This window comes from Mesorhizobium sp. M1328 (assembly GCF_040318075.1).
Taxonomy (GTDB): Bacteria; Pseudomonadota; Alphaproteobacteria; order Rhizobiales; family Rhizobiaceae; genus Mesorhizobium.
Genome location: NZ_JAMYLO010000002.1, coordinates 435,748 through 454,105, shown reverse-complemented (window position 1 = coordinate 454,105; position 18,358 = coordinate 435,748). Strand labels below are relative to the sequence as shown.

At 61.5% G+C, this 18,358-nt stretch carries 17 protein-coding genes, 1 tRNA gene and 2 pseudogenes; 9 read left to right on the top strand and 11 right to left on the bottom strand.

Annotation, left to right across the window (positions count from 1 at the left end; all coding sequences use genetic code 11):
* Nucleotides 1-18 precede the first annotated feature (18 nt).
* On the top strand, nt 19-816 hold the full coding sequence (locus NKH23_RS06745) for a TrmH family RNA methyltransferase (protein WP_352912573.1): 798 nt from the start codon (nt 19-21) through the stop codon (nt 814-816).
* 135 nt (nt 817-951) lie between these two features.
* Here the strand turns inward: NKH23_RS06745 and NKH23_RS06740 are convergent, their stop codons facing one another.
* Together NKH23_RS06740 and NKH23_RS06735 are read right to left on the bottom strand one after the other, a co-directional pair.
* Nucleotides 952-2,115, bottom strand: a complete 1,164-nt coding sequence (locus NKH23_RS06740; protein ID WP_352912574.1) for a coiled-coil domain-containing protein — start codon at nt 2,113-2,115, stop codon at nt 952-954.
* A 147-nt stretch (nt 2,116-2,262) separates the two neighbouring features.
* Nucleotides 2,263-2,799: a DUF1134 domain-containing protein gene (locus NKH23_RS06735; protein ID WP_292660010.1), complete on the bottom strand. Its 537-nt coding sequence runs from the start codon at nt 2,797-2,799 to the stop codon at nt 2,263-2,265.
* 384 nt (nt 2,800-3,183) lie between these two features.
* Here NKH23_RS06735 and chpT point away from each other — a divergent pair, with 384 nt between their 5' ends.
* Nucleotides 3,184-3,813 (top strand): histidine phosphotransferase ChpT, encoded by a 630-nt coding sequence (chpT, locus tag NKH23_RS06730; RefSeq protein ID WP_023679558.1) that lies wholly within the window; start codon nt 3,184-3,186, stop codon nt 3,811-3,813.
* A 238-nt stretch (nt 3,814-4,051) separates the two neighbouring features.
* Entirely contained in the window at nt 4,052-4,420 is a 369-nt protein-coding gene (locus tag NKH23_RS06725; protein ID WP_352466765.1) for a response regulator, read from the top strand.
* A gap of 105 nt (nt 4,421-4,525) precedes the next feature.
* Here NKH23_RS06725 and ctrA read toward each other — a convergent pair whose 3' ends face one another.
* Nucleotides 4,526-5,221, bottom strand: coding sequence for a response regulator transcription factor CtrA (gene ctrA, locus NKH23_RS06720; protein WP_006203583.1), 696 nt, complete (start codon nt 5,219-5,221; stop codon nt 4,526-4,528).
* Between the two features lie 450 nt (nt 5,222-5,671).
* On the opposite strand from ctrA, the gene NKH23_RS06715 reads away from it, so the two are divergent.
* Nucleotides 5,672-6,049 (top strand): flagellar export protein FliJ, encoded by a 378-nt coding sequence (locus NKH23_RS06715; RefSeq protein WP_023719275.1) that lies wholly within the window; start codon nt 5,672-5,674, stop codon nt 6,047-6,049.
* Between the two features lie 62 nt (nt 6,050-6,111).
* On the opposite strand, the gene NKH23_RS06710 is transcribed toward NKH23_RS06715, so the two are convergent.
* Nucleotides 6,112-6,507 carry a winged helix-turn-helix transcriptional regulator gene (locus NKH23_RS06710; protein WP_352466764.1) on the bottom strand — a complete coding sequence of 132 codons (396 nt, stop codon included), beginning with the start codon at nt 6,505-6,507 and terminating at the stop codon, nt 6,112-6,114.
* 91 nt (nt 6,508-6,598) lie between these two features.
* Between NKH23_RS06710 and NKH23_RS06705 the strand changes: the two genes are divergently transcribed.
* Entirely contained in the window at nt 6,599-7,525 is a 927-nt protein-coding gene (locus NKH23_RS06705) for an NADP-dependent oxidoreductase (RefSeq protein WP_353034375.1), read from the top strand.
* Nucleotides 7,526-7,582: 57 nt separating this feature from the next.
* Here the strand turns inward: NKH23_RS06705 and sciP are convergent, their stop codons facing one another.
* Nucleotides 7,583-7,858: a CtrA inhibitor SciP gene (gene sciP, locus NKH23_RS06700; RefSeq protein ID WP_023679563.1), complete on the bottom strand. Its 276-nt coding sequence runs from the start codon at nt 7,856-7,858 to the stop codon at nt 7,583-7,585.
* Nucleotides 7,859-8,119: 261 nt separating this feature from the next.
* On the opposite strand from sciP, the gene mnmA reads away from it, so the two are divergent.
* A complete protein-coding gene (gene mnmA, locus NKH23_RS06695) occupies nt 8,120-9,310 on the top strand; it encodes a tRNA 2-thiouridine(34) synthase MnmA (protein ID WP_352912576.1) in 1,191 nt (396 codons plus the stop codon).
* Between the two features lie 13 nt (nt 9,311-9,323).
* On the opposite strand, the gene NKH23_RS06690 is transcribed toward mnmA, so the two are convergent.
* Nucleotides 9,324-10,283: a Gfo/Idh/MocA family protein gene (locus NKH23_RS06690; protein ID WP_352466761.1), complete on the bottom strand. Its 960-nt coding sequence runs from the start codon at nt 10,281-10,283 to the stop codon at nt 9,324-9,326.
* A gap of 236 nt (nt 10,284-10,519) precedes the next feature.
* Between NKH23_RS06690 and NKH23_RS06685 the strand changes: the two genes are divergently transcribed.
* A tRNA-Met gene (locus tag NKH23_RS06685) sits at nt 10,520-10,596 on the top strand.
* Here NKH23_RS06685 and NKH23_RS06680 read toward each other — a convergent pair.
* The 3 genes and pseudogenes from NKH23_RS06680 to NKH23_RS06670 all read right to left on the bottom strand — a co-directional run.
* On the bottom strand, nt 10,553-12,181 hold the full coding sequence (locus NKH23_RS06680) for a recombinase family protein (protein WP_353034539.1): 1,629 nt from the start codon (nt 12,179-12,181) through the stop codon (nt 10,553-10,555). The genes NKH23_RS06685 and NKH23_RS06680 overlap by 44 nt on opposite strands.
* Nucleotides 12,182-12,718: 537 nt before the next feature.
* On the bottom strand, nt 12,719-13,180 hold the full coding sequence (locus NKH23_RS06675; RefSeq protein WP_352912577.1) for a phasin: 462 nt from the start codon (nt 13,178-13,180) through the stop codon (nt 12,719-12,721).
* A 184-nt stretch (nt 13,181-13,364) separates the two neighbouring features.
* A pseudogene (locus tag NKH23_RS06670) lies at nt 13,365-13,493 on the bottom strand (NAD-binding protein); the annotation flags it as partial.
* A 192-nt stretch (nt 13,494-13,685) separates the two neighbouring features.
* Here NKH23_RS06670 and NKH23_RS06665 point away from each other — a divergent pair.
* The gene (locus tag NKH23_RS06665) at nt 13,686-14,108 is read left to right on the top strand and encodes a CBS domain-containing protein (RefSeq protein ID WP_125007292.1); all 423 of its coding nucleotides are present in this window, start codon (nt 13,686-13,688) and stop codon (nt 14,106-14,108) included.
* Nucleotides 14,109-14,539: 431 nt separating this feature from the next.
* Nucleotides 14,540-14,770 (top strand): annotated as a pseudogene (locus NKH23_RS06660) (amidohydrolase family protein); the annotation flags it as partial.
* A 473-nt stretch (nt 14,771-15,243) separates the two neighbouring features.
* On the opposite strand, the gene NKH23_RS06655 reads toward NKH23_RS06660, so the two are convergent.
* Together NKH23_RS06655 and NKH23_RS06650 are read right to left on the bottom strand one after the other, a co-directional pair.
* The gene (locus NKH23_RS06655; protein WP_353034372.1) at nt 15,244-16,035 is read right to left on the bottom strand and encodes an ATP-binding cassette domain-containing protein; all 792 of its coding nucleotides are present in this window, start codon (nt 16,033-16,035) and stop codon (nt 15,244-15,246) included.
* Nucleotides 16,028-18,283, bottom strand: coding sequence for an ABC transporter permease (locus NKH23_RS06650; RefSeq protein ID WP_352912581.1), 2,256 nt, complete (start codon nt 18,281-18,283; stop codon nt 16,028-16,030). The genes NKH23_RS06655 and NKH23_RS06650 overlap by 8 nt, the downstream gene beginning before the upstream one ends.
* Nucleotides 18,284-18,358 lie beyond the last annotated feature (75 nt).

Below are 18,358 nucleotides of genomic sequence, written 5' to 3'. Positions count from 1 at the left end.
TGGTCCGCCGAGGAAGCCATGAATCCGATCCGCATAGACGACCCGCAGGATCCCCGCGTCGCCGCCTATCTCGACATCCGGGAGCGAGATCTTGCCGGCCGGCAAGGCCGTTTCGTCGCCGAAGGCAAGGTGGTGCTCGACACGCTGCTTGCCGCCCGGCGCTTCGAGGCAGAATCGGTGCTGGTACTCGAAAACCGGCTGGCCGGCCTCGATGACGTCCTGCGCAAGGCGCCTGCCGGGCTTCCGATCTATGTCGCATCCGGCGAAATCATGGACAGGATCGCCGGATTCCACATGCATCGCGGCATATTGGCGATCGGCCGCAAAGGTACGGCCATCTCCGCTGAGGCCTTGCTTGGCGCACTGCCCGCCCGCACGCTGATCGTGGTGCTGGTCGGCATCGCCAATCATGACAATATGGGTTCGATCTTCCGCAATGCCGCCGCCTTTGGCGCGGATGCCGTGCTTCTCGATCCGACCTGCTGCGATCCGCTGTACCGCAAGGCTATCCGCGTCTCGGTCGGCGCCGCCTTGAAAATTCCCTTCGCCTGCTTTGCCGACGCCGCCAGCTGCATCGCAATGCTCGACCGGCAAGGCTTCAGCCAATTCGCCTTGTCGCCGCGCGGGCAGATCGACATTCGCGATGCCAAGAGAAACGAGCGGCTGGCGCTCTATCTCGGCACCGAGGGCGAAGGCCTGCCGGAAAGCCTGCTTGCCCGCCTGCAGACGCTGCGGATCGGTATGGCGCAAGGCTTCGACAGCCTGAACGTCGCCGCCGCGTCAGCCATCGCGCTGCATCATTTTTCCGGAGCCTAATGCATGTCGCGCAAAGTGTGCAGCGGTTTTGCGGTAACGACATGCATCAAAACAAGAACCTAAAGCGTCGCATGAGGCCGATCGAACGCGACGCGCTTTAGAGCCGGGGCGTCCCGCGCTCGCGCTTGCGGAATCTCAGTCGGTCGAAGCGGCCTTCTGCAGCGCCCGCACGCGATCGGCAAGGCTGCGTCCGCCGCTCCCCGGCCGCGTATCCTCAGGCGCTGCAAGCGCCCGGGCGATCGGCGAATCCGGCCCGTCGAGCTTTGCCGTCAAGGCCACGACTTGCGCCGCCAGATCGTTCATCTCTTCGCGCAATGCGGCGCTGGCGCTGCCGGTATCGTCTCCGGCCTGTGATTTCGATGTTTCGACGGCAGCAAGATCTGTCTTCAGCCTCCTGTTCTCGCGTGCCAGCGATGTCAGCCTGGCCTCCAGCCGCTCGCGCTCGGCATCGAGCTTGGCGGTTGCCTTTTCGATGTCGCCGTTGGCGGCCACATTGACCTGACTGCCTGGCACGCCGGCAAGGCCCACCGCAGGCGCCCTTTCAGCGCCTTTCGGCTTTTCGCGAAGGCGCACCAGTTCCTTCTCGCGGCGCTCCAGCCTGTCCTCGCGATCGGCCAGCGTGGCGAGCAGGCGTTCGACCTTCTTTTCCAGGTCGCCGGTTCTTTTCTTCTCGGCCTTCAGCGCGTCCCGCAAAGCCTTGCTTTCGGCTGCCAATTCCTGGCTGCGCCTGTCCGCCTCCTTGCGCTGGCCGCGCAGCAGCGAAATGTCGCTCGCCAGCTTCTGCAGCTCGGATTCGCGCGCCACCAGCTCGATCTGCCGGCTGCTGGACGAAAAACTGGCGTCGTCATACATGTGCTCCAGTTTTCGCAGTTCGAGCCCGCGCTTTTCGAGCGCGCGCTCGGTCTCCGCAAGCCGCTCCGACAGCTGCTGCAGCTGCTCGTCGCGCTTGCGAAGCTCCTCGCCTCTGGTTGTGAGGTCGGCGACGACCCGGTTCTTGTCCTGCCGCTCGGCCGCCAATTCCTTCAGGGCTTCGCGGTCGCGGCCGATCTCGACCAGCTGCTCGGCGGCCTTCTCGCGCAATGACTTGACGGTCATTTCAAGCCGGCGCACCGAAACGGCGAACTCGGCGCGAATGCGATCCTTGTCCGCCTGGATCTCGGCCAGCGTCAACGGCATCGAGCCCTCGACGCGCTTGCGCGTCAGCGCCACCGCCCGCCGCCACACGGCCGGGGCAATCATCAGCGCCAGAAAGCCCGCGCAGAGAAAGCCGAGGACAAAGAACAGGATCGACTGGACCAAGATGACTATCCGTTGTGCATGGCAACCGCCAAAGGTCGACTTTGCCATCTTCGCATGACGGAAATCCGGCGCCACGGCAAGAGTATGCCGCGGCAAAGCTCAGACCGTGGGATCACAGGTCCAATCGCAGTGGCGCCATCATGCAGGTCAGAACGGATTCCAGGTCGCGCGCTGGGTGAGCTTGAGGTAGCCGAGATTCACGCCGAGACGGGCGCCGACGCCGGTACGAATCGGTACGAGCAGCACATTGTTGTTCTTCAGCACATTGAAGCCAACGCCGGCGACGACATAGGCGGAGCCGGCGACGCCGCCAAAACGGTTATAGAGGCTGCTCACATCGTCGAGATTGTAGACCAGCATCATGACGCGCGAGCCCTCGCCGCCGAAATCCCAGCCGAGCGACGGGCCTTGCCAGAACACTTTGTGATCGCCGGCATTCTTGGTGTAGAGCGTGCCTTCGCCATAGGTCAGGCCACCGATCAGCGCCCCGGACCCCTCTTCGCCGAGCAGATAGCCGTTCGGCAGGCCATAGGTGGCGAAAATCTTCTCGACGACGGTGGCGAGCCCGCCCGATGTCGCGCCGAAGAATTTATGACCGGAATCGACGATCTCCTGTGCGGTGTATTCGTCGGCCCGCGCGGCCGATGCCGAAAAGGCGACAAGGCCGATGAGGGCGATCGTCATTGAGATGACACGGAAAAAAGTCCGGTCGTAGAATCGGGAAACCATGCTTCCAATCTCCGTCAGGGAGCACTTTCGCCGACGCCTCGCACCCGTACGGCTCTTTGGCGGCCGTTAAGGATGACTGTTAGGGGCAAACTATGCCGTAATCCTTTTTCAACCATTAAACTCTCACATGAAGATGGCGGTTCGAAGGCTGTTTCGCATCGCCCGCGCAGCACCCTGCTGCGTGAACACACCATTTTCGACAATCATGATTTTGGATTTGTTGCTGCACGCACAGGCGCTGTGTATTCAGAATGCTTGGGAGAGAGCGTGATTCGTGTGGACAGGCGTGATCATGATCGCCCGGTCATTGTGTTGTGAAATTTGCAGGGATTTTTGCCGATGGCCGAGCTTTTCACCCTTTCCGCACCCGACCTGGCAGCGCTGCTGTGCAGCCGGGTCTGCCACGACATCATTTCGCCGGTCGGCGCCATAAACAACGGACTTGAGCTGCTCGACGAAGGCGGCGCCGACGAAGACGCCATGAAGCTGATCCGCCAAAGCGCCAAAAACGCCTCCGCCCGCCTGCAATTCGCCCGCATCGCCTTCGGCGCCGCCGGTTCCGCCGGCATGCTGATCGACACCGGGGACGCCGAGGCCGTGGCCATCGCCTTCCTGAAGAACGAGAAGCCGGAACTGATCTGGAACGGAACCCGCGCACTGTTGCCCAAGAACAAGGTCAAGCTGCTGCTCAACCTCATCCTCGTCGCCAACGCCGCCATTCCGCGCGGCGGCAGGCTGGTGGTCACGCTGGAGAACCTCGAGACCGAGCCGCGCTTTGCGCTCGCGGCGAGCGGCCCGATGCTGCGCGTGCCGCCCAAATTCCTGGAATTGCATTCCGGCCACAGGCCGGAAGAGCCGATCGACGCGCATTCGGTGCAGCCCTATTACACGCTGCTCCTGGCCCGCGAAGCCAACATGACGATTTCGATCCATGCGACCGCCGACGAGATCGTCCTTTCTGCAGTCTGAAGTTCTGCTAAGAGCCGGGAAAGTATTTTCTCCAAATCATATTTGCGGCGTCGTCTTAACATCTGTGGGACCGGCTTGCAGATTGATTGCGTGAAGCATTGCGAAAGAAGATTTCGCTTAAAACACCTTCAGGAAAATTTTACCTAACGGCTTTTCGGCTTCTTTACCAGATCGGCCTATGTTCCCCGGCAGATGCCACGACGCTGCCGGTTCGCCACATGGCAAAGAGGGTCCGGAAATGAAACGCTGCATGTTCGTCGACAATTCGAGCGTCATCAGGAAGGTTGCAAGGCGTATCCTGGGCGGTTCCGGCATGATGGTGATCGAAGCCGCCAGCGGCCATGAGGCGATCGAGATGTGCGCGGCCGACATGCCTGATATCATCGTCGTCGACGGTGCCTTGCCGGACATGCAGGCGCAGGATCTCATCCGCCGCGTGCGCGCCATGGAAAGCCCGGTATTGCCGCAAGTTTTGATTTCGCTGGTCGAGGTCGACGTCGGGGCGATCATGCGGGCAAAGCGCGCCGGCGCCCAGGGCTACCTACTGAAGCCGTTCAACAGGCCGCAACTGCTCGAGTGCTTCCGCGCCTTGAAGATTGCCGCCTGATCAGAGCCTGTTCCATTCCGATGAAAGTCGGATGAGCTCTATCTCGTTGTTTTACCAGGTTCTTTTCCGAAAAACCGGCGCCCACTTTGGGATCATGCGCTTGGTTCAGGCGCTGACCCGGATATCTTCAGGCTCGCGCAGCACATAGCCGCGGCCCCAGACGGTCTCTATGTAATTCTGCCCGCCCGACGCGGCGTCGAGCTTCTTGCGGAGCTTGCAGATGAAGACGTCGATGATCTTCAGCTCCGGCTCATCCATGCCGCCATAGAGATGGTTGAGGAACATTTCCTTGGTCAGCGTGGTGCCCTTGCGCAGCGAGAGCAGCTCCAGCATCTGATATTCCTTGCCGGTCAGATGCACGCGCTGGCCACCGACTTCAACGGTCTTGGCATCGAGATTCACCACCAGGTCGCCGGTGGTGATGACCGACTGGGCATGGCCCTTGGAACGCCGCACGATGGCGTGGATGCGGGCGACCAGTTCGTCCTTGTGGAAGGGCTTGGTCATGTAATCGTCGGCGCCGAAGCCGAGGCCGCGCACCTTGTCCTCGATGCCGGCCATGCCGGAGAGGATGAGGATCGGCGTCTTCACCTTGGAAAGGCGAAGTGTTCTTAACACTTCGTAGCCCGACATGTCGGGCAGATTGAGGTCGAGGAGAATGATGTCGTAATCATAAAGCTTGCCTAGATCGACGCCCTCTTCACCAAGGTCGGTCGTATAGACATTGAAACTTTCTGATTTCAGCATCAGCTCGATGCTTTGTGCGGTTGCACTGTCGTCTTCTATCAGCAGAACGCGCATTTCATTCCCCTTTTCTGCTGCCGGACCATTTCACGACCCGTCCAGGACCGGAGCAGTGATTGCCTGAGCAGAGGCTGCCATCGAATGGTTAATAAAACCTAATTCCCCGTCCGTGACGGTATCAGATTTTTTAACCCCTTTCTACACCTTATTGAATCCAATAACGAATCACAGACCCAAACCGTTAATACGACACATTAACAAGCCAGACTAAGTGACTCTTCAGACTCGTTGGCTGGGTTTCGCGACGAGACGCAGAATTTTTACCCGCCCTTAAGTCCTGAGCCGTATGATTAACAATGCCCGTAAACGAATGGTTACCGCCGGCAAAAAACTTTAGGAGTTTGTTTCCCATAGTTCCGGGAAAGCCGGTGGAAACGGGTCAAGCCTGGGCCTTGCCGGGTGAATTGGACGATATGTGCAGGTGTGCGTTTCCGGGAGTACCGAATCATGAAGTCACGTGAAAACCTCGTTCGGCTGAAGCAATTTCAGGTGAGCGAGAAGCGGCGGCAGCTGCTGCAGCTCGACATGATGATCGCCGAATTCGAGCGCATGGCCGTCGAGCTGGAACTTCAGATCGCCGCCGAGGAGAAGAAGGCCGGCATCACCGACATCAATCATTTTGCCTATCCGACCTTCGCCAAGGCGGCACGTCTGCGCCGCGACAACCTCAGAAATTCGCAAAGCGACCTCGCCCAGCAGCGAAATGTCGCCGAATCATTGCTTAGCGAAGCCGAAGCGGAGCTTTCCAAGGCCGAGATGCTGGAATCGCGCGACACCAAGGCGCGTGACACGGAAGCCGGCGGCCGCAGCGCCATGATCGGCTGAAAACAAGGCTTTAACGCGCGCCGCGCTTGAGCGCCATTGCTGCGCACCGAACCGTGCCCGCCTCAGGCACCCAGATCTTCCTGCTGTTCCGCCGCCCGCGCGCGCGCATTCTTGATGTCGGGCACATGCTGCTCCGACCAGGCTCTGATCTGATTGAGCAGTCCTGCCAGGTTCTGGCCAAGTTCGGTCAGCTCATATTCGACCCGCGGCGGAATGACCGGGAAAACCTCGCGCCGGACCAGACCGTCGCGTTCCAGGATACGCAGCGTCTGCGTCAGCATTTTCGGCGTGATGCCTTCGAGCTTGCGCGCCAATTCGCCATTGCGGAGCCGGCCCTGGCGCAACGCACAGATCACCAGGTAGACCCATTTGCTGGCGAGCGTCTCAAGCACGGCGTGCGACGGGCACGTCCGTCGGAACGCGTCATAACCAGAAGGGAAACAATCGTCGCTATCCATGAGGTGCGTATATATCATAAAGGTACATACTAGACAATAGAATGTAACTATCCAAATGATAGTGGCATATCAAACCAGCAGGAGAGCCTCCATGCGTGCCATTATCCAGAATTCCTTCGGCGGACCCGACGTCCTCGTCATTGCCGATCGCCCCGCGCCATCACCCCAGGCTGGCGAAGTGCTCGTCCGCATCGAGGCGGCCGGCATCAATCCGGTCGACGGCGCAGTGCGCGGCGGCCACTATCCGCTGCTTGGTGAGCCGCCTTTTGTCCTTGGCTGGGACGTTTCGGGAATTGTCGAGGCGCTGGGCTCCGGCGTCTCCGGCCTCAAGGTCGGCGATGCCGTCTTCGGCATGACGCGCTTTCCCAAACAGGCGGCAGCTTACGCCGAACTCGCCGCTGTCCCGGCTGATGAGCTTGCGCCGAAACCTGAAGGCATAGATCACGCGCAAGCCGCCGCGCTGCCGCTGGCCGGCCTGACGGCCTGGCAAGGCCTTGTCCGCCATGGCCGGCTCGAACCTGGCAAGCGCGTGCTGATCCACGCCGGAGCCGGCGGCGTCGGCCATCTGGCGGTGCAGATCGCCAAGGCGCACGGCGCTTACGTCGTCGCAACCGCCAGCCCGGAAAAGCTCGATTTCGTCCGCTCGCTCGGCGCCGACAAGGTGATCGACTACACAAGGGATGATTTCACCGGGAAGGCCCGCGACATCGATCTGGTTCTGGACCCGTTCGGCGGCGAGCATGCGGAGCAATCGCTGGAAGTGCTCAAGGCTGGCGGCGTTCTGGTATCGCTGCTCGATGTCAGCGATGTCACCAAAGCAAAGGCCAGGACGCGAGGCATCCGCGTCGAGCGCATGTCCGTAGTGCCCGACCGTGCCGCTCTGGTGGAGCTCGGCAAATTGATCGACGCGAAAAAGCTGGCCGTCCACGTGGCAAAGGCGTTTCCGCTCGAACAGGCAGGTGCCGCCCATGCCTTCCTCGCCACCAGGCCGATCGGCAAGGTGGTGCTGACGGTCTGAAATTGCAGATCGTCGCCCCTCGCAAACGTAAGGGCGCGGATCGGCGCCCTTACCGGCCTAATGGCGGTATTGCTGGATGCGCGTGGTGCGCAGCCCGGCAAGGCCGTATTCGTCGATCGACGCTTGCCAGGACAGGAATTCCTCGGTGGTGAGCTTGTAGCGCTGGCACGCCTCTTCGAGGCTCAAAAGCCCCCCACGCACCGCCGCCACAACTTCCGCCTTGCGCCGGATAACCCAGCGACGTGTGTTTGTCGGCGGCAGATCGGCGATGGTAAGTGGGCTGCCGTCTGGCCCGATAACATATTTGACTCGCGGTCTAATTAGATCGGTCATCGTACTCTCTACAAAAAACTCAAAGACCCAATCCCCACCACATTACCGCCACAGCTTTAAAATTTGCCTAAGCAGACCCTAATGGTTAGGTAAGGATCATGAACGCGGCGTTAGTCTTTTCATCGGCATTTGAGACATCTGCCGGCAAGCGCGTTGAACCCGCCCGGAAAAATGAGCCGGCCCGGCAAAGCTGGCGCAGCCGGGACGCTTGACCTATATTCCCGCCATTGGCATTGAAGCGCCGCGCAGAACGAAAGAACCATGAATAGCCTCGATCTTCCCGGACGCCCAGAAAACACCCGTGTCGTCGTCGCCATGTCGGGCGGTGTCGATTCGTCGGTCGTTGCCGGTCTCCTGAAGCGCGAGGGCTACGACGTCGTCGGCGTCACGCTGCAGCTTTACGACCACGGCGCGGCAACGCACCGGGCCGGCTCATGCTGCGCCGGCCAGGACATCGACGATGCCCGCCGCGTCTCCGAGACGCTCGGTATCCCGCATTACGTCCTCGATTACGAGGAACGCTTCCGCAAGGCAGTGATCGACCCGTTCGCCGAGAGCTATGTCGCCGGCGAAACGCCGATCCCTTGCGTTTCCTGCAATCAGACGGTGAAATTCGCCGACCTTCTCGCGACCGCCAAGGAACTCGGTGCCGACGCGCTAGCGACCGGCCACTACATCCGTTCCGGCGCCAATGGCGCCCACCGCGCGCTTTACCGGCCGGTCGACGCCGACCGCGACCAGAGCTACTTCCTGTTCGCCACCACCCAGGCGCAGATCGACTATCTGCGTTTTCCGCTCGGCGGCCTGTCGAAGCCTGAGGTTCGCGCTATCGCCGAGGAGATGGGGCTGACGGTTGCTGCCAAGCAGGACAGCCAGGACATCTGCTTCGTGCCGCAGGGCAAGTATTCCGACATCATCGCCAAGCTGAAGCCGGCTGCCGCCAATCCGGGCGACATCGTCCATATAGACGGGCGCGTGCTTGGCCGCCACGAGGGCATTTTGCGCTACACCGTCGGTCAGCGCCGCGGCATCGGCATCGCCTCGGGCGAGCCGCTCTACGTCGTTCATCTCGACGCCGACCGGGCCCGCGTCGTGGTCGGCCCGCGCGAGGCGCTGGAGACCCACAAGATCTTCTTGCGCAACATGAACTGGCTGGGCGATGGCCCGCTGGCCGATATCCCGGCGACCGGGCTTGAGCTTTTTGCCAAGGTGCGCTCGACGCGGCCGCCGCGCCCGGCCGTGCTGCATCACCGCGCCGGTGTCACTTCGGTGGAGCTGGTCGACGGCGAATCCGGCATCGCGCCCGGTCAGGCTTGCGTGCTCTATTCCGACGATGGCAACGAGGCGCGTGTGTTCGGCGGCGGCTTCATCGAGCGCTCCGAGCGCGGCGCCGAAGCCGAGGCGATGCTGACGCGGCTTGCCGTCCAGCCGGCGCGGGTTCCCGCCGAATAGACGGCGTTTTCGCTTAGGGCCTGGTGTGGGCGACGGTGCCGGCGGTCAGGATGCGCAGCACCCTGATGGCTTCCTCGCCGCTGGTGCGCGGTTCGGCCCGTGTCTCGATGCAGTGGATGAAATGCTCGAGCTCGCGCGTCAGCGGCATGCCCTCGCCGACGGCCACATAGGACGGCTCGTTGGCGGTGAACGCCCATTGGCCGCTGTCCTGCCACACCGCGTGGCGGTAGACGGCAAGCTTGCGCTCCCACGGCTCGACGTCGTCGAACACGGCCATCGCCTTGGTGCCGACCACGGTCAGCCGCCGCTCGCGGTAAGGGTTGAGCCGCGAGGCGAACAGATGGCCGCGCAGGCCGTTGGGAAAGCGCATGTGCAGATGCGCAAAGTCGCTGAGATTGTCGAGAAGAGCAGCGCCTTCGCCGCGCACCTCGACCGGCTCGGTGCCGGTGATGGCCAGGATCATCGACAGATCGTGCGGCGCCAGATCCCATAGCGCGTCGTTTTCGGTGTGGAACTTGCCGAGGCCGAGCCGATGCGAATGGATGTAGCGGACCTCGCCGAGCTCGCCATTGTCGATCAGCGCCTTCAGCGTCTCGAAGGCGGGATGGAAGCGCAGCACGTGGCCGACCATGAAGACACGGCCATTATCGGCGGCCGCCTGCACCGAGCGCTCGGCATCGGCCACCGTCAGCGCGATCGGCTTCTCCACCAGCACGTCCTTGCCGCCGAGCACGGCGCGCACCGCCATGTCGGCATGGAACTGCGGCGGCAGCGCCATGACAATGGCGTCGACATCGTCGCGGGCAAACAGCGCCTCCGGCTCGATCGCCAGGCAATCCTGCTCGCTGGCAAAACCCTCCGCACGCGCAGGGTTGACATCCGAAACCGCGTGCAGCGCGCCGAGCGCCTTGAGGGTGCGGATGTGGTTGCTGCCCCAGTATCCGCAACCGAGGACTGCAATGCGCGGTTTCATCAATTCCTGACCATGGCTTTCGTGGCCGAGACATAGCGACGTGCCTCGCTGAACTCAACCCCGGCCTGTGCGCCCAAATGTCTGCCCGGCAAAGCTTTAGGCGCCAGCAATATGCCGGCTCGGCAGCCACTTCGATGCTTGACAGGCTTGGCCTCGCAACCTTATATCCGCGCGACCTTGGCGAACGCGCCGATATGCCTGCCGATTTAAGCTGGATTTCGGGCCTTCGCCGCCCTGGCGGGGTAGCTCAGTTGGTTAGAGCACGGGAATCATAATCCTGGGGTCGGGGGTTCAAGTCCCTCTCCCGCTACCACCTTTCCCCACACTCCTTTGACGCCGTTGGGGAAGGCATTCTCGCCCAAGAGTGCCGTTAGACGTCCGGCGATTTCGACTTCGATTCCGCCGATCCTCGAAGGATCTCGAAACACAGTAACGGTGTCGATCAACTCCCGCATCGCCTCTGCGGACTCGGGATCGCCTGCCTCAAGGCCGTTGGCAAGCCCTGCTCGAAGTTGGTTTACTTGTTCCTCGTAGCGTGCCAGCTCTGCAGGATGCAGCGCGATCACGCCGGTCGCCGCGGGCGCCTGATCCAGCTCAGCCACAATGCACTTGCGCTCTTCATTGAGCGTCGTTGATTGCGGTCCCAATACGGCTGGGTCGCCATGGCCCTTGGCGATGCCGTTGACCAGCCGCTCGATCTCCCGAGATAATTCTCCAAGCCTTCGCTCCAAACGAGTGCGCCGCGCATCGGTTTCGGCTGCCAGGCGCCTCCGTTCTTTTTGATACGTCTGGACGTAGTGGGCAATTACTTCAGGATGACGCAACTCGGCGGTAAGCCCATTTAGAACCGCGGTCTCGACTGTATCCAAATAAAAGGTTTTAGGATCAGGGCATGTTCCGCTTTCCGTGGCGGCCGAGCAACGGATGCGAATACGCCGGGACTTGTCCTTGCCGTTTGACGACATTCCCGCTCCACAAGCGCCGCACCTAAGGAGCCCCGACAACATATGCCGTGGTCGGCGCTGATGGCTTGGATGGGTGATTGCGCGAGCCTTTTTCCTCTCCCGTGCCGCCTCGAACAGGTCGGGCGAAACAATGGCGAGATCGGGAACTTCGATTGTTCGCCATTCGCTCTTAGGATTCGGGCGCGAGACACGCTTCCCACTATCAGGGTCCTTGACCATTCGGACCCTGTTCCAAATCAACCGGCCGACATAGAGTTCATTCTGAAGCAGCCCCGTCCCTCTCTGCGCGTTTCCATTGATGGTAGAGGCATTCCAGGCTCGACCACGAGGTGGCGGTATGCGGTCTCTGTTGAGTTTGTGAGCGATGTCGCGCGGGGTCTGTCCGTCGACGTATTCCCTGAAGACACGACGCACGATCTCCGCTTCGTCCTCTGCGATCAGCCGCTTCCCAGGATCTCCTAGCACGTAAGTGTAGCCGTAGGTTATTCCACCCGCGTGGAGCCCCTTGTTGATCCGGCCGGCTTGGCCCCGCCGAACTTTGTGAGCATTGTCCTCTCGATAGAGTTGCCCAACAAGACCGCGAAGCCCGACCAAAACTGTGTTCACCACGCCCTCGTGGACGGCACGAATTTCGACGCCAAGAAATGAAAGGCGCTTGTGAATGCCGGCGAGGTCTTCCATGTCGCGAGAGAGCCGGTCAAGCGCCTCTACGACCAGCACATCAAATTCGTGCTCACGAGCTTTGTCCATGAGGTGGAGCAAACCATCACGGCCCATAACGGACCCGCCAGAGCGAGCTCGGTCGTCAAACGTTGCGACAATGTTCAGACCCTCGCGCTCGGCGTATGTTCGGCACAACGCGAGTTGATCGTCTACAGATCGTTCATTCTGAAGATCGGTTGAGAAGCGTGCGTAGATCGCGGCTCGATTCATGATGTATTTTCTCGGCCTGTTCACGTGCGTGATCTTCGCGGGCCGCCTGGCGCGCGAGAGCGCTTGCAAGGCGCAGAATCGCTCTGTCAGGCGCCTGGCGCAAGACCCGTCTTGGGGATTTCACCACCATTGCGGGTGGCGCTCGCAACGAGTCAAGAATAGCGTCCGCCATGTTGGCTCGGAGAATAGCAGTCCGCAGGATGGGTAGCCTCCTTCAAGCCTGCCGAGTTCATGATCTTGGTCCATGTGTTCCAAGATGTGCTCATGCAGGAGACCAGAGAAGCCATCAAACCGACCAGTCGCAGAAAAGGATAGCAAGGCGTGCTATTCGGAAAGTCGCGAGCTTGATCGGTTGAACTCGTTCAGCCTTGTCGGGAAAAACGACAAGTTCAAATAACGGACGTGCGACCACTCAAACGTACAAAGCCTGCGGCATTCCTGCACTGGCCTCGCGGTGGCGACTCTTTCCGACCTACTCGCACTTACCCCTGCCCCTTCGCCGATGCCTCGGCGACCAAGGCTCCGCCCAAGAAAAAGCTAGGCGACTTTGAGTTCCTTGATCGCCTTCTCGAAGGCGGACTTGATCGGCTTGGATACGTCCTCGACGGCTTTGGTCGTGATGGCCTGGAGTTCCTTGGACTGCTCGACGGCCGTTTCAACCTGCTTGCGAACGAAGGCGGTCTGCAGTTCAACGAATTCGGAAGGCGACTTAACGGCAATTAGGGCTTCGAAGTGCGAGAAGGCGGCTTCAGTATTGGCGCGCAGAACGGCAATTGTCTTCAGCGACAGATCGCTGCCAACGGCTTTGGCGGTTTCGAAGCTCGACTCGAGAGCCTTCTGGGCGTTTTCAGAGCCGGCCTTGAATTTGGTAAAAACTTCTTTCGACTGTTCGACGCCCTTTTCAGCGGCAGCGCGGAACTCGGCCGTTACCTTGGACGGATCGAAGGTCGGTAGGGCGGTGCCTTCAATGGCATCAGCGGTTTTTTCAGTGGTGGACATAGTTTCCATCCTTCAGTGGATACCCCCAAAAACGCCTCGTTCATTATGAAACCGACACAACCCAATAGCAATGTTTTTGTGCGCTGCACCATGAATTTCTTCCCCTACGGCAACCGAGCGCTGAAGGCAGGGCGGCGCCCGCAATCGCTGGCGGAAACGGAACCTGGGGCACTCGCATGCCTCTCATTCCGGGACCGCTCCATGGGCCGTTATCCGGCGCCACGACATGAACTTCGATATCGCGCGAGCGCAGGGCCGCGGCAACTTCCAGGCCAATGAAACTGGCGCCAAGCACGATGCCGCGGCGCGCAGTCGGGAGCCGGAGGGTGCCGAAGAAAATAGCGGCTGGACCATTCGAAGAGAAAGGCGATCGATACGCACTCAACGTACTCGTCGATGCTCCACCGGTTCTGTGTCGGAGAGCCTTTTGATGTTTCCAGAAAATCCTGTCCGCGGTAACATGAGACAGAGGGACATGCACCAACCCCAGAAAGGGAGGTCCGCCATGAAAGTCAAAGACGCAATGCACAAGGGTGTCGACTGGGTCAGCCCCGAAACCGCTGTCACCGAACTTGCGAAATTGATGCGAGCCGAGGATATCGGTTCGATTCCCATCGGAGAGAACGACCGGCTGATCGGAATGGTGACCGACCGCGACATTGTCTGCAAAGGACTGGCGGAGGACGGTTTCGACAGCCGCACCGCGACGGCGCGCGATGTCATGACGACCGGCATTCACTGCTGCCGCGAAGACGACGATCTGGCCAAGGCCATGCGGCACATGGAGGAACTGAAAATCCGCAGGTTGCCGGTGATCAACAAGAGTATGCGGATGGTCGGCATCCTCAGCGTCGGCGACGTCGGTCAGTCGGCGCCGAGGGAACTTGTGTCCGAATACGTCAAGAGCGTTTCCGCCCATCACCACTGAAGGGCGGCTCGCCCGGCGGATAGTCGATATCCGCCGGGCTTTGCCCATGCCCTCGATCGAAGACCTCAACCGGCAGAAATGTCCGGTCCTCGTGGCCAAGCTCGACCGCCTCGCGCGCGACGTCGCGTTTATTGCCGACTTGATGGCCTAACGTGTCGTTCATCGTCGCAGAACTCGGGGCCGACGCCGACCCTTCATGCTGCACCTCTACACCGCACTGGCCAGGAAGGAGCGCCGGAAAATTTCCGAACGGATTCGGGCCGAACTGGCAGCCCGGAAGCAGCCGGCGAAAAGCTGGGTAATCCACGAAATGCCAGCGATGCGGCTGCGACTGGTCGCCTGGCCCAGGTTGAGGCGGCGAGCAGTTCGCCCAAATCGAGTTGCCGCAAAAACCGCCCCGGTTAGACCGGGACGGTTTTGGATTGAAACATAAAGGCTCAATTGCGGTGGGCAAAGACGCTGACATTGCGATCTGGGACCCCAGCATGCGCAAAACCATACGTCACGGCGAGTTACATGATGGGTCGGACTATTCGCCCTATGAAGGTTTGGAAGTGAGCGGTTGGCCGACTACGGTCGTCGTGGGCGGCACTGTCATGATTTCAGAGGGACAGCTCTGCGGACCGAGGGGAGCCGGTAAATATATTGTGAGAATGGTCTAGATCCAGAAGTAACTTCAACTTGTTCTGCGATATCGCATCTTTTTTCAGGACTAATTTGTCCTTCGGGTGCAACGCGTATTTGCGATACATCATCTATTCCGCTCCGTATGGAGATTTGGCGCAGTTTGTGCTTAACGAACGACGAACCCGATAGCCGCAGAGATTTCCGCTACGGGCCGACAGCGGAATGGCAGCTTTCGCCGCGAGGACTGTCAAAACGGACATTCATCTCCGCACACAGATGGTCTGGATCTGACCCGGTGACGACCTTCTTGAGGTCACGGTGCAGGATCTGCACAAGGGTGGAAGCTGCCATTCGAGCCGGAAAGCGCGCCATAGGGGAGATGAACCGAGTTTAGCGAAGGCTGGCCTTCATTATGCGGTTGCATATCCGGTGCGTGCTTCCTGGCGGGAAACGTCCGCTGTGAAAGGGCCGTTTGACAGCCACACCCGGAGACGTTGGTCCTGATCGGTTAAATCTTGCTTGGCGACGCTTCATCTGCCGTAAGGGCGCGCGCTCGCGTGCCGGAGACAATAATCTCCAGGACCTCGTGCTCGTCGGTGTTCCTGACGTAGCGATCGCCGACGTTCTCGCCGCGCTTCAGCACCATCACGCGGTCGCCCACAGTGAAGATGTCGACGAGGCGGTGGGAGATGATGATCTGGGCAACGCCCTGCTTTTTCAGCTCCAGCATGGTCTCGAGCAGCCGCTCGGTCGCCATCACTGAGAGATTGGCGGTCGGCTCGTCGAGGATCACCACGCGCGGCTGGAAGGAGATAGCGCGGGCAATCGCCACAGATTGCTGGCGGCCGCCCGACAGGCTCTCGACCTTTTGATAGACGGAGTTCACGTCGACCTTGAGCCGCTTCAGCACGCTGTCGGCTTCCGCGTACATTTTCCGCCGATTGACGAAAAGGCCCTTGAGCGGCCAACGGCCAAGAAAGATATTCTGACCGACATCCATATTCCCGCAAAGAGCGAAATCCTGGTAGATCATCTCGATGCCGGCGTCGCGGCTTTCGTGCGGGCTCTTGAAGTGCACCGGCTGCCCGGCGACGAAGACCTCGCCGCCGGCGTCGCGCTGGTAGGCGCCGGTCAGGATCTTCATCAGCGTCGACTTGCCGGCCGAGTTGTCGCCGACGAGGCCCAGGATCTCGCCGGGATAGAGCACGAGGTCGACGTTGCGGAGCGCCTGCACCGCACCGAAGGCTTTTTCGATGCCCCGCATTTCTACGATCGGTGCAGGCCTCGTCGCGTCACGCATGGGTGGTTTCCGCCGTTCTTGTGCGCCGCGCGAGGCGCGCCCGCAGGCGGCCGAGGATGTTGGCCTGGCGCACCCAGATGTCAATCAGCACCGCCACGATCAGGATGCCGCCGATGAAGACGTTGATCCAGTGCTGCGGCATGGCGAAGCCCTGGACGTTGAGCTGCAGCAGCGCCCGGATCAGGGTGATCACCGCCGCCCCGGCGAGCGCCCCGATCACGGTGCCGTAGCCGCCGAAGATCGAACCGCCGCCGATGATTACCGAGGCGATGGCGTCGAGCTCGCGGAACTGGCCAGCCACCGGGTTGAAGCTGCGGAAGTAGGCGACGTTGATGATCCCGGCCATTGTCGCGCAGAGCGCCGCCAGCATGAGCGCGAGGAACCGCACCCGGTTGGTGTTGATCCCGGCATAAGCGGTGGCGCGAATGTTGCCGCCGGTCGCATAGACCTTCTGCCCGAACGGCATGTAGGCGAGCACGACGCCGGCAATGAGGGCGACGAACAGCATCCAGATGGTCTGGACGCTCACCACCTCGGCGATCGAGCGCAGGAGCCCGTCCGGCAGCGAGATGCGGTAGTGCAGCAGGATGTCGTTCACCTTGCGGCCAAGCAGGTTGTAGCCCTCGGGCCAGCCGGTGAGCTGCTGCCCGGCGACGAACCAGGCGGCGAGGCCGCGGGCGATGTAGAACATGCCGAGCGTGGCGATGAAGGCCGGCAGCTTGAAGCCGACGGTGACGATCGCGTTGACGAGGCCGGCGCACATGCCCGCGAGCAGGCCCATAGCCACGGCGGTCACGGGGTCGGCGCCAAGGACCTTGAGGAAATAGGCGGCGGTGCTGCCGGCGAGGGCGAGCACCGCCCCGACGGAGAGGTCGATATCGCCGGCGGCGATGACGTAGGTGAGCCCGATGGTGATCAGCGCAAGCTCGGTGTAGTTGAGCAAGATCGCGAAGCTGTTGGACAGGTTCCACCAGTAGTCCGGCCGGAGCGCGAGGCCGGTCAGCCACAGGAGCGCGGTCAGGATGATGGCGAGCGCGTCGCGCCGGGCGAGGAACTTGCCGAACCCGGTGGCCGACAGCGCCATGTCGGTCACCATCGCGCCCTTGGTCTGCACCCCCTCGATCGCGATGCCGCCGATCTCGTAGGCCGGTGGCGGCGGCCGGCCGCGGAGCCAGGCCCAGAGGCGCCCTGCCACCTGGCGGCGGATGAGATAGGGCTCGATGAGCACCGCGACGACGAGCAGCAGCCCGAGGAACACCGGCACCGCGCCGACCGGTAGCGAGAAAACGGCGTTGACCGTGATCTCCTCGTCGCCGATCTTGATGATGCGCGTGATCGGCCAGCCCTCGCGCAACACCTTGTCGAGCAGCACCACCAGCAGGGCGCCAAGGCAGGATCCGGCGACCCGACCGCGGCCGCCGAGGATCGAGGCGCCGCCGATGATCACGGCGGCAATGACGGTCAGCTCACCGCTGACGCCGTAGAGGGGCGTCACGCCCTTGTCTTGGGCGGCTGACATCAAGCCGGCTAGCGCCGCGCAGAGCGAGGAGATCAGAAAGGCTCGGATGCGCACCCAGTTGGTCGGGATGCCGGCATAGGACGCCGCCTGCTCGTTGCCGCCGGTGGCGAAGGTCTCGTAGCCCCAGCGCGTCTTGGCAAGCACATAGGCGCCGGTCACGGCGACAACGAGGAAGATCACGATCTGGTTGTTGAAGCCGAGGAGGTTAGTCTCGCCGAGGTGAAAAAAAACCGGATAGCCGGTCGCCTTGGCAGGGTAGTAGATCGCCTGGCCGTGAGTGAGCGCCAGCACGAAGCCGCGGCCGATGAAGAGGACAGTCAGAGTGGCGATGAACGCCGGCACTTTCAAGATGGTGACGAGCACGCCGTTGACCAGCCCGATCAGCGTGCCGAGAAGGACGCAGGGGATTACCGACGTGACGACGCCGAGGTCAAGGAAGTTCGGCGCGAACAGCCTGGCGAAGACGACGGCGACTAGGCCGTAAGTCGAACCGACCGAAAGGTCGAGGTCCTTGTTGACGATGACGAAGGTCACTCCGACCGCGATGATGGCAACCCGCGAGGTGTCGCGGAGCAGCGAGTGAAACGCTCCTGTTGACCCGAAGAACGCGGGATTGACGAGAGCGCCGCCGAGATAGAGCAGCAAAAGCAAGGCAACGAGCCCCACCTCCCAGCCGCCGACAATCTGGGACGGCGCACGGCCGAGCGATGTGGTCGCGGTAAGCGCCATGGTCTCTTCTGGTCGATTTCCTGCTGCCGCATTGCGGGAGAGCCTGCGCCCTCCCGCAGTGATTTCAGACGTTCC

Bases quoted from the DNA above. Each gene is read 5' to 3' on its own strand.
- mnmA (WP_352912576.1), top strand. From the start codon at position 8,120: ATGAATAGCCTCGATCTTCCCGGACGCCCAGAAAACACCCGTGTCGTC.
- NKH23_RS06675 (WP_352912577.1), bottom strand. From the start codon at position 13,180: ATGTCCACCACTGAAAAAACCGCTGATGCCATTGAAGGCACCGCCCTA.
- NKH23_RS06710 (WP_352466764.1), bottom strand. From the start codon at position 6,507: ATGGATAGCGACGATTGTTTCCCTTCTGGTTATGACGCGTTCCGACGG.
- NKH23_RS06650 (WP_352912581.1), bottom strand. From the start codon at position 18,283: ATGGCGCTTACCGCGACCACATCGCTCGGCCGTGCGCCGTCCCAGATT.
- NKH23_RS06725 (WP_352466765.1), top strand. From the start codon at position 4,052: ATGAAACGCTGCATGTTCGTCGACAATTCGAGCGTCATCAGGAAGGTT.
- NKH23_RS06655 (WP_353034372.1), bottom strand. From the start codon at position 16,035: ATGCGTGACGCGACGAGGCCTGCACCGATCGTAGAAATGCGGGGCATC.
- NKH23_RS06680 (WP_353034539.1), bottom strand. From the start codon at position 12,181: ATGAATCGAGCCGCGATCTACGCACGCTTCTCAACCGATCTTCAGAAT.
- NKH23_RS06690 (WP_352466761.1), bottom strand. From the start codon at position 10,283: ATGAAACCGCGCATTGCAGTCCTCGGTTGCGGATACTGGGGCAGCAAC.
- NKH23_RS06735 (WP_292660010.1), bottom strand. From the start codon at position 2,799: ATGACGATCGCCCTCATCGGCCTTGTCGCCTTTTCGGCATCGGCCGCG.
- sciP (WP_023679563.1), bottom strand. From the start codon at position 7,858: ATGACCGATCTAATTAGACCGCGAGTCAAATATGTTATCGGGCCAGAC.
- chpT (WP_023679558.1), top strand. From the start codon at position 3,184: ATGGCCGAGCTTTTCACCCTTTCCGCACCCGACCTGGCAGCGCTGCTG.
- NKH23_RS06665 (WP_125007292.1), top strand. From the start codon at position 13,686: ATGAAAGTCAAAGACGCAATGCACAAGGGTGTCGACTGGGTCAGCCCC.
- NKH23_RS06745 (WP_352912573.1), top strand. From the start codon at position 19: ATGAATCCGATCCGCATAGACGACCCGCAGGATCCCCGCGTCGCCGCC.
- NKH23_RS06715 (WP_023719275.1), top strand. From the start codon at position 5,672: ATGAAGTCACGTGAAAACCTCGTTCGGCTGAAGCAATTTCAGGTGAGC.
- NKH23_RS06705 (WP_353034375.1), top strand. From the start codon at position 6,599: ATGCGTGCCATTATCCAGAATTCCTTCGGCGGACCCGACGTCCTCGTC.
- ctrA (WP_006203583.1), bottom strand. From the start codon at position 5,221: ATGCGCGTTCTGCTGATAGAAGACGACAGTGCAACCGCACAAAGCATC.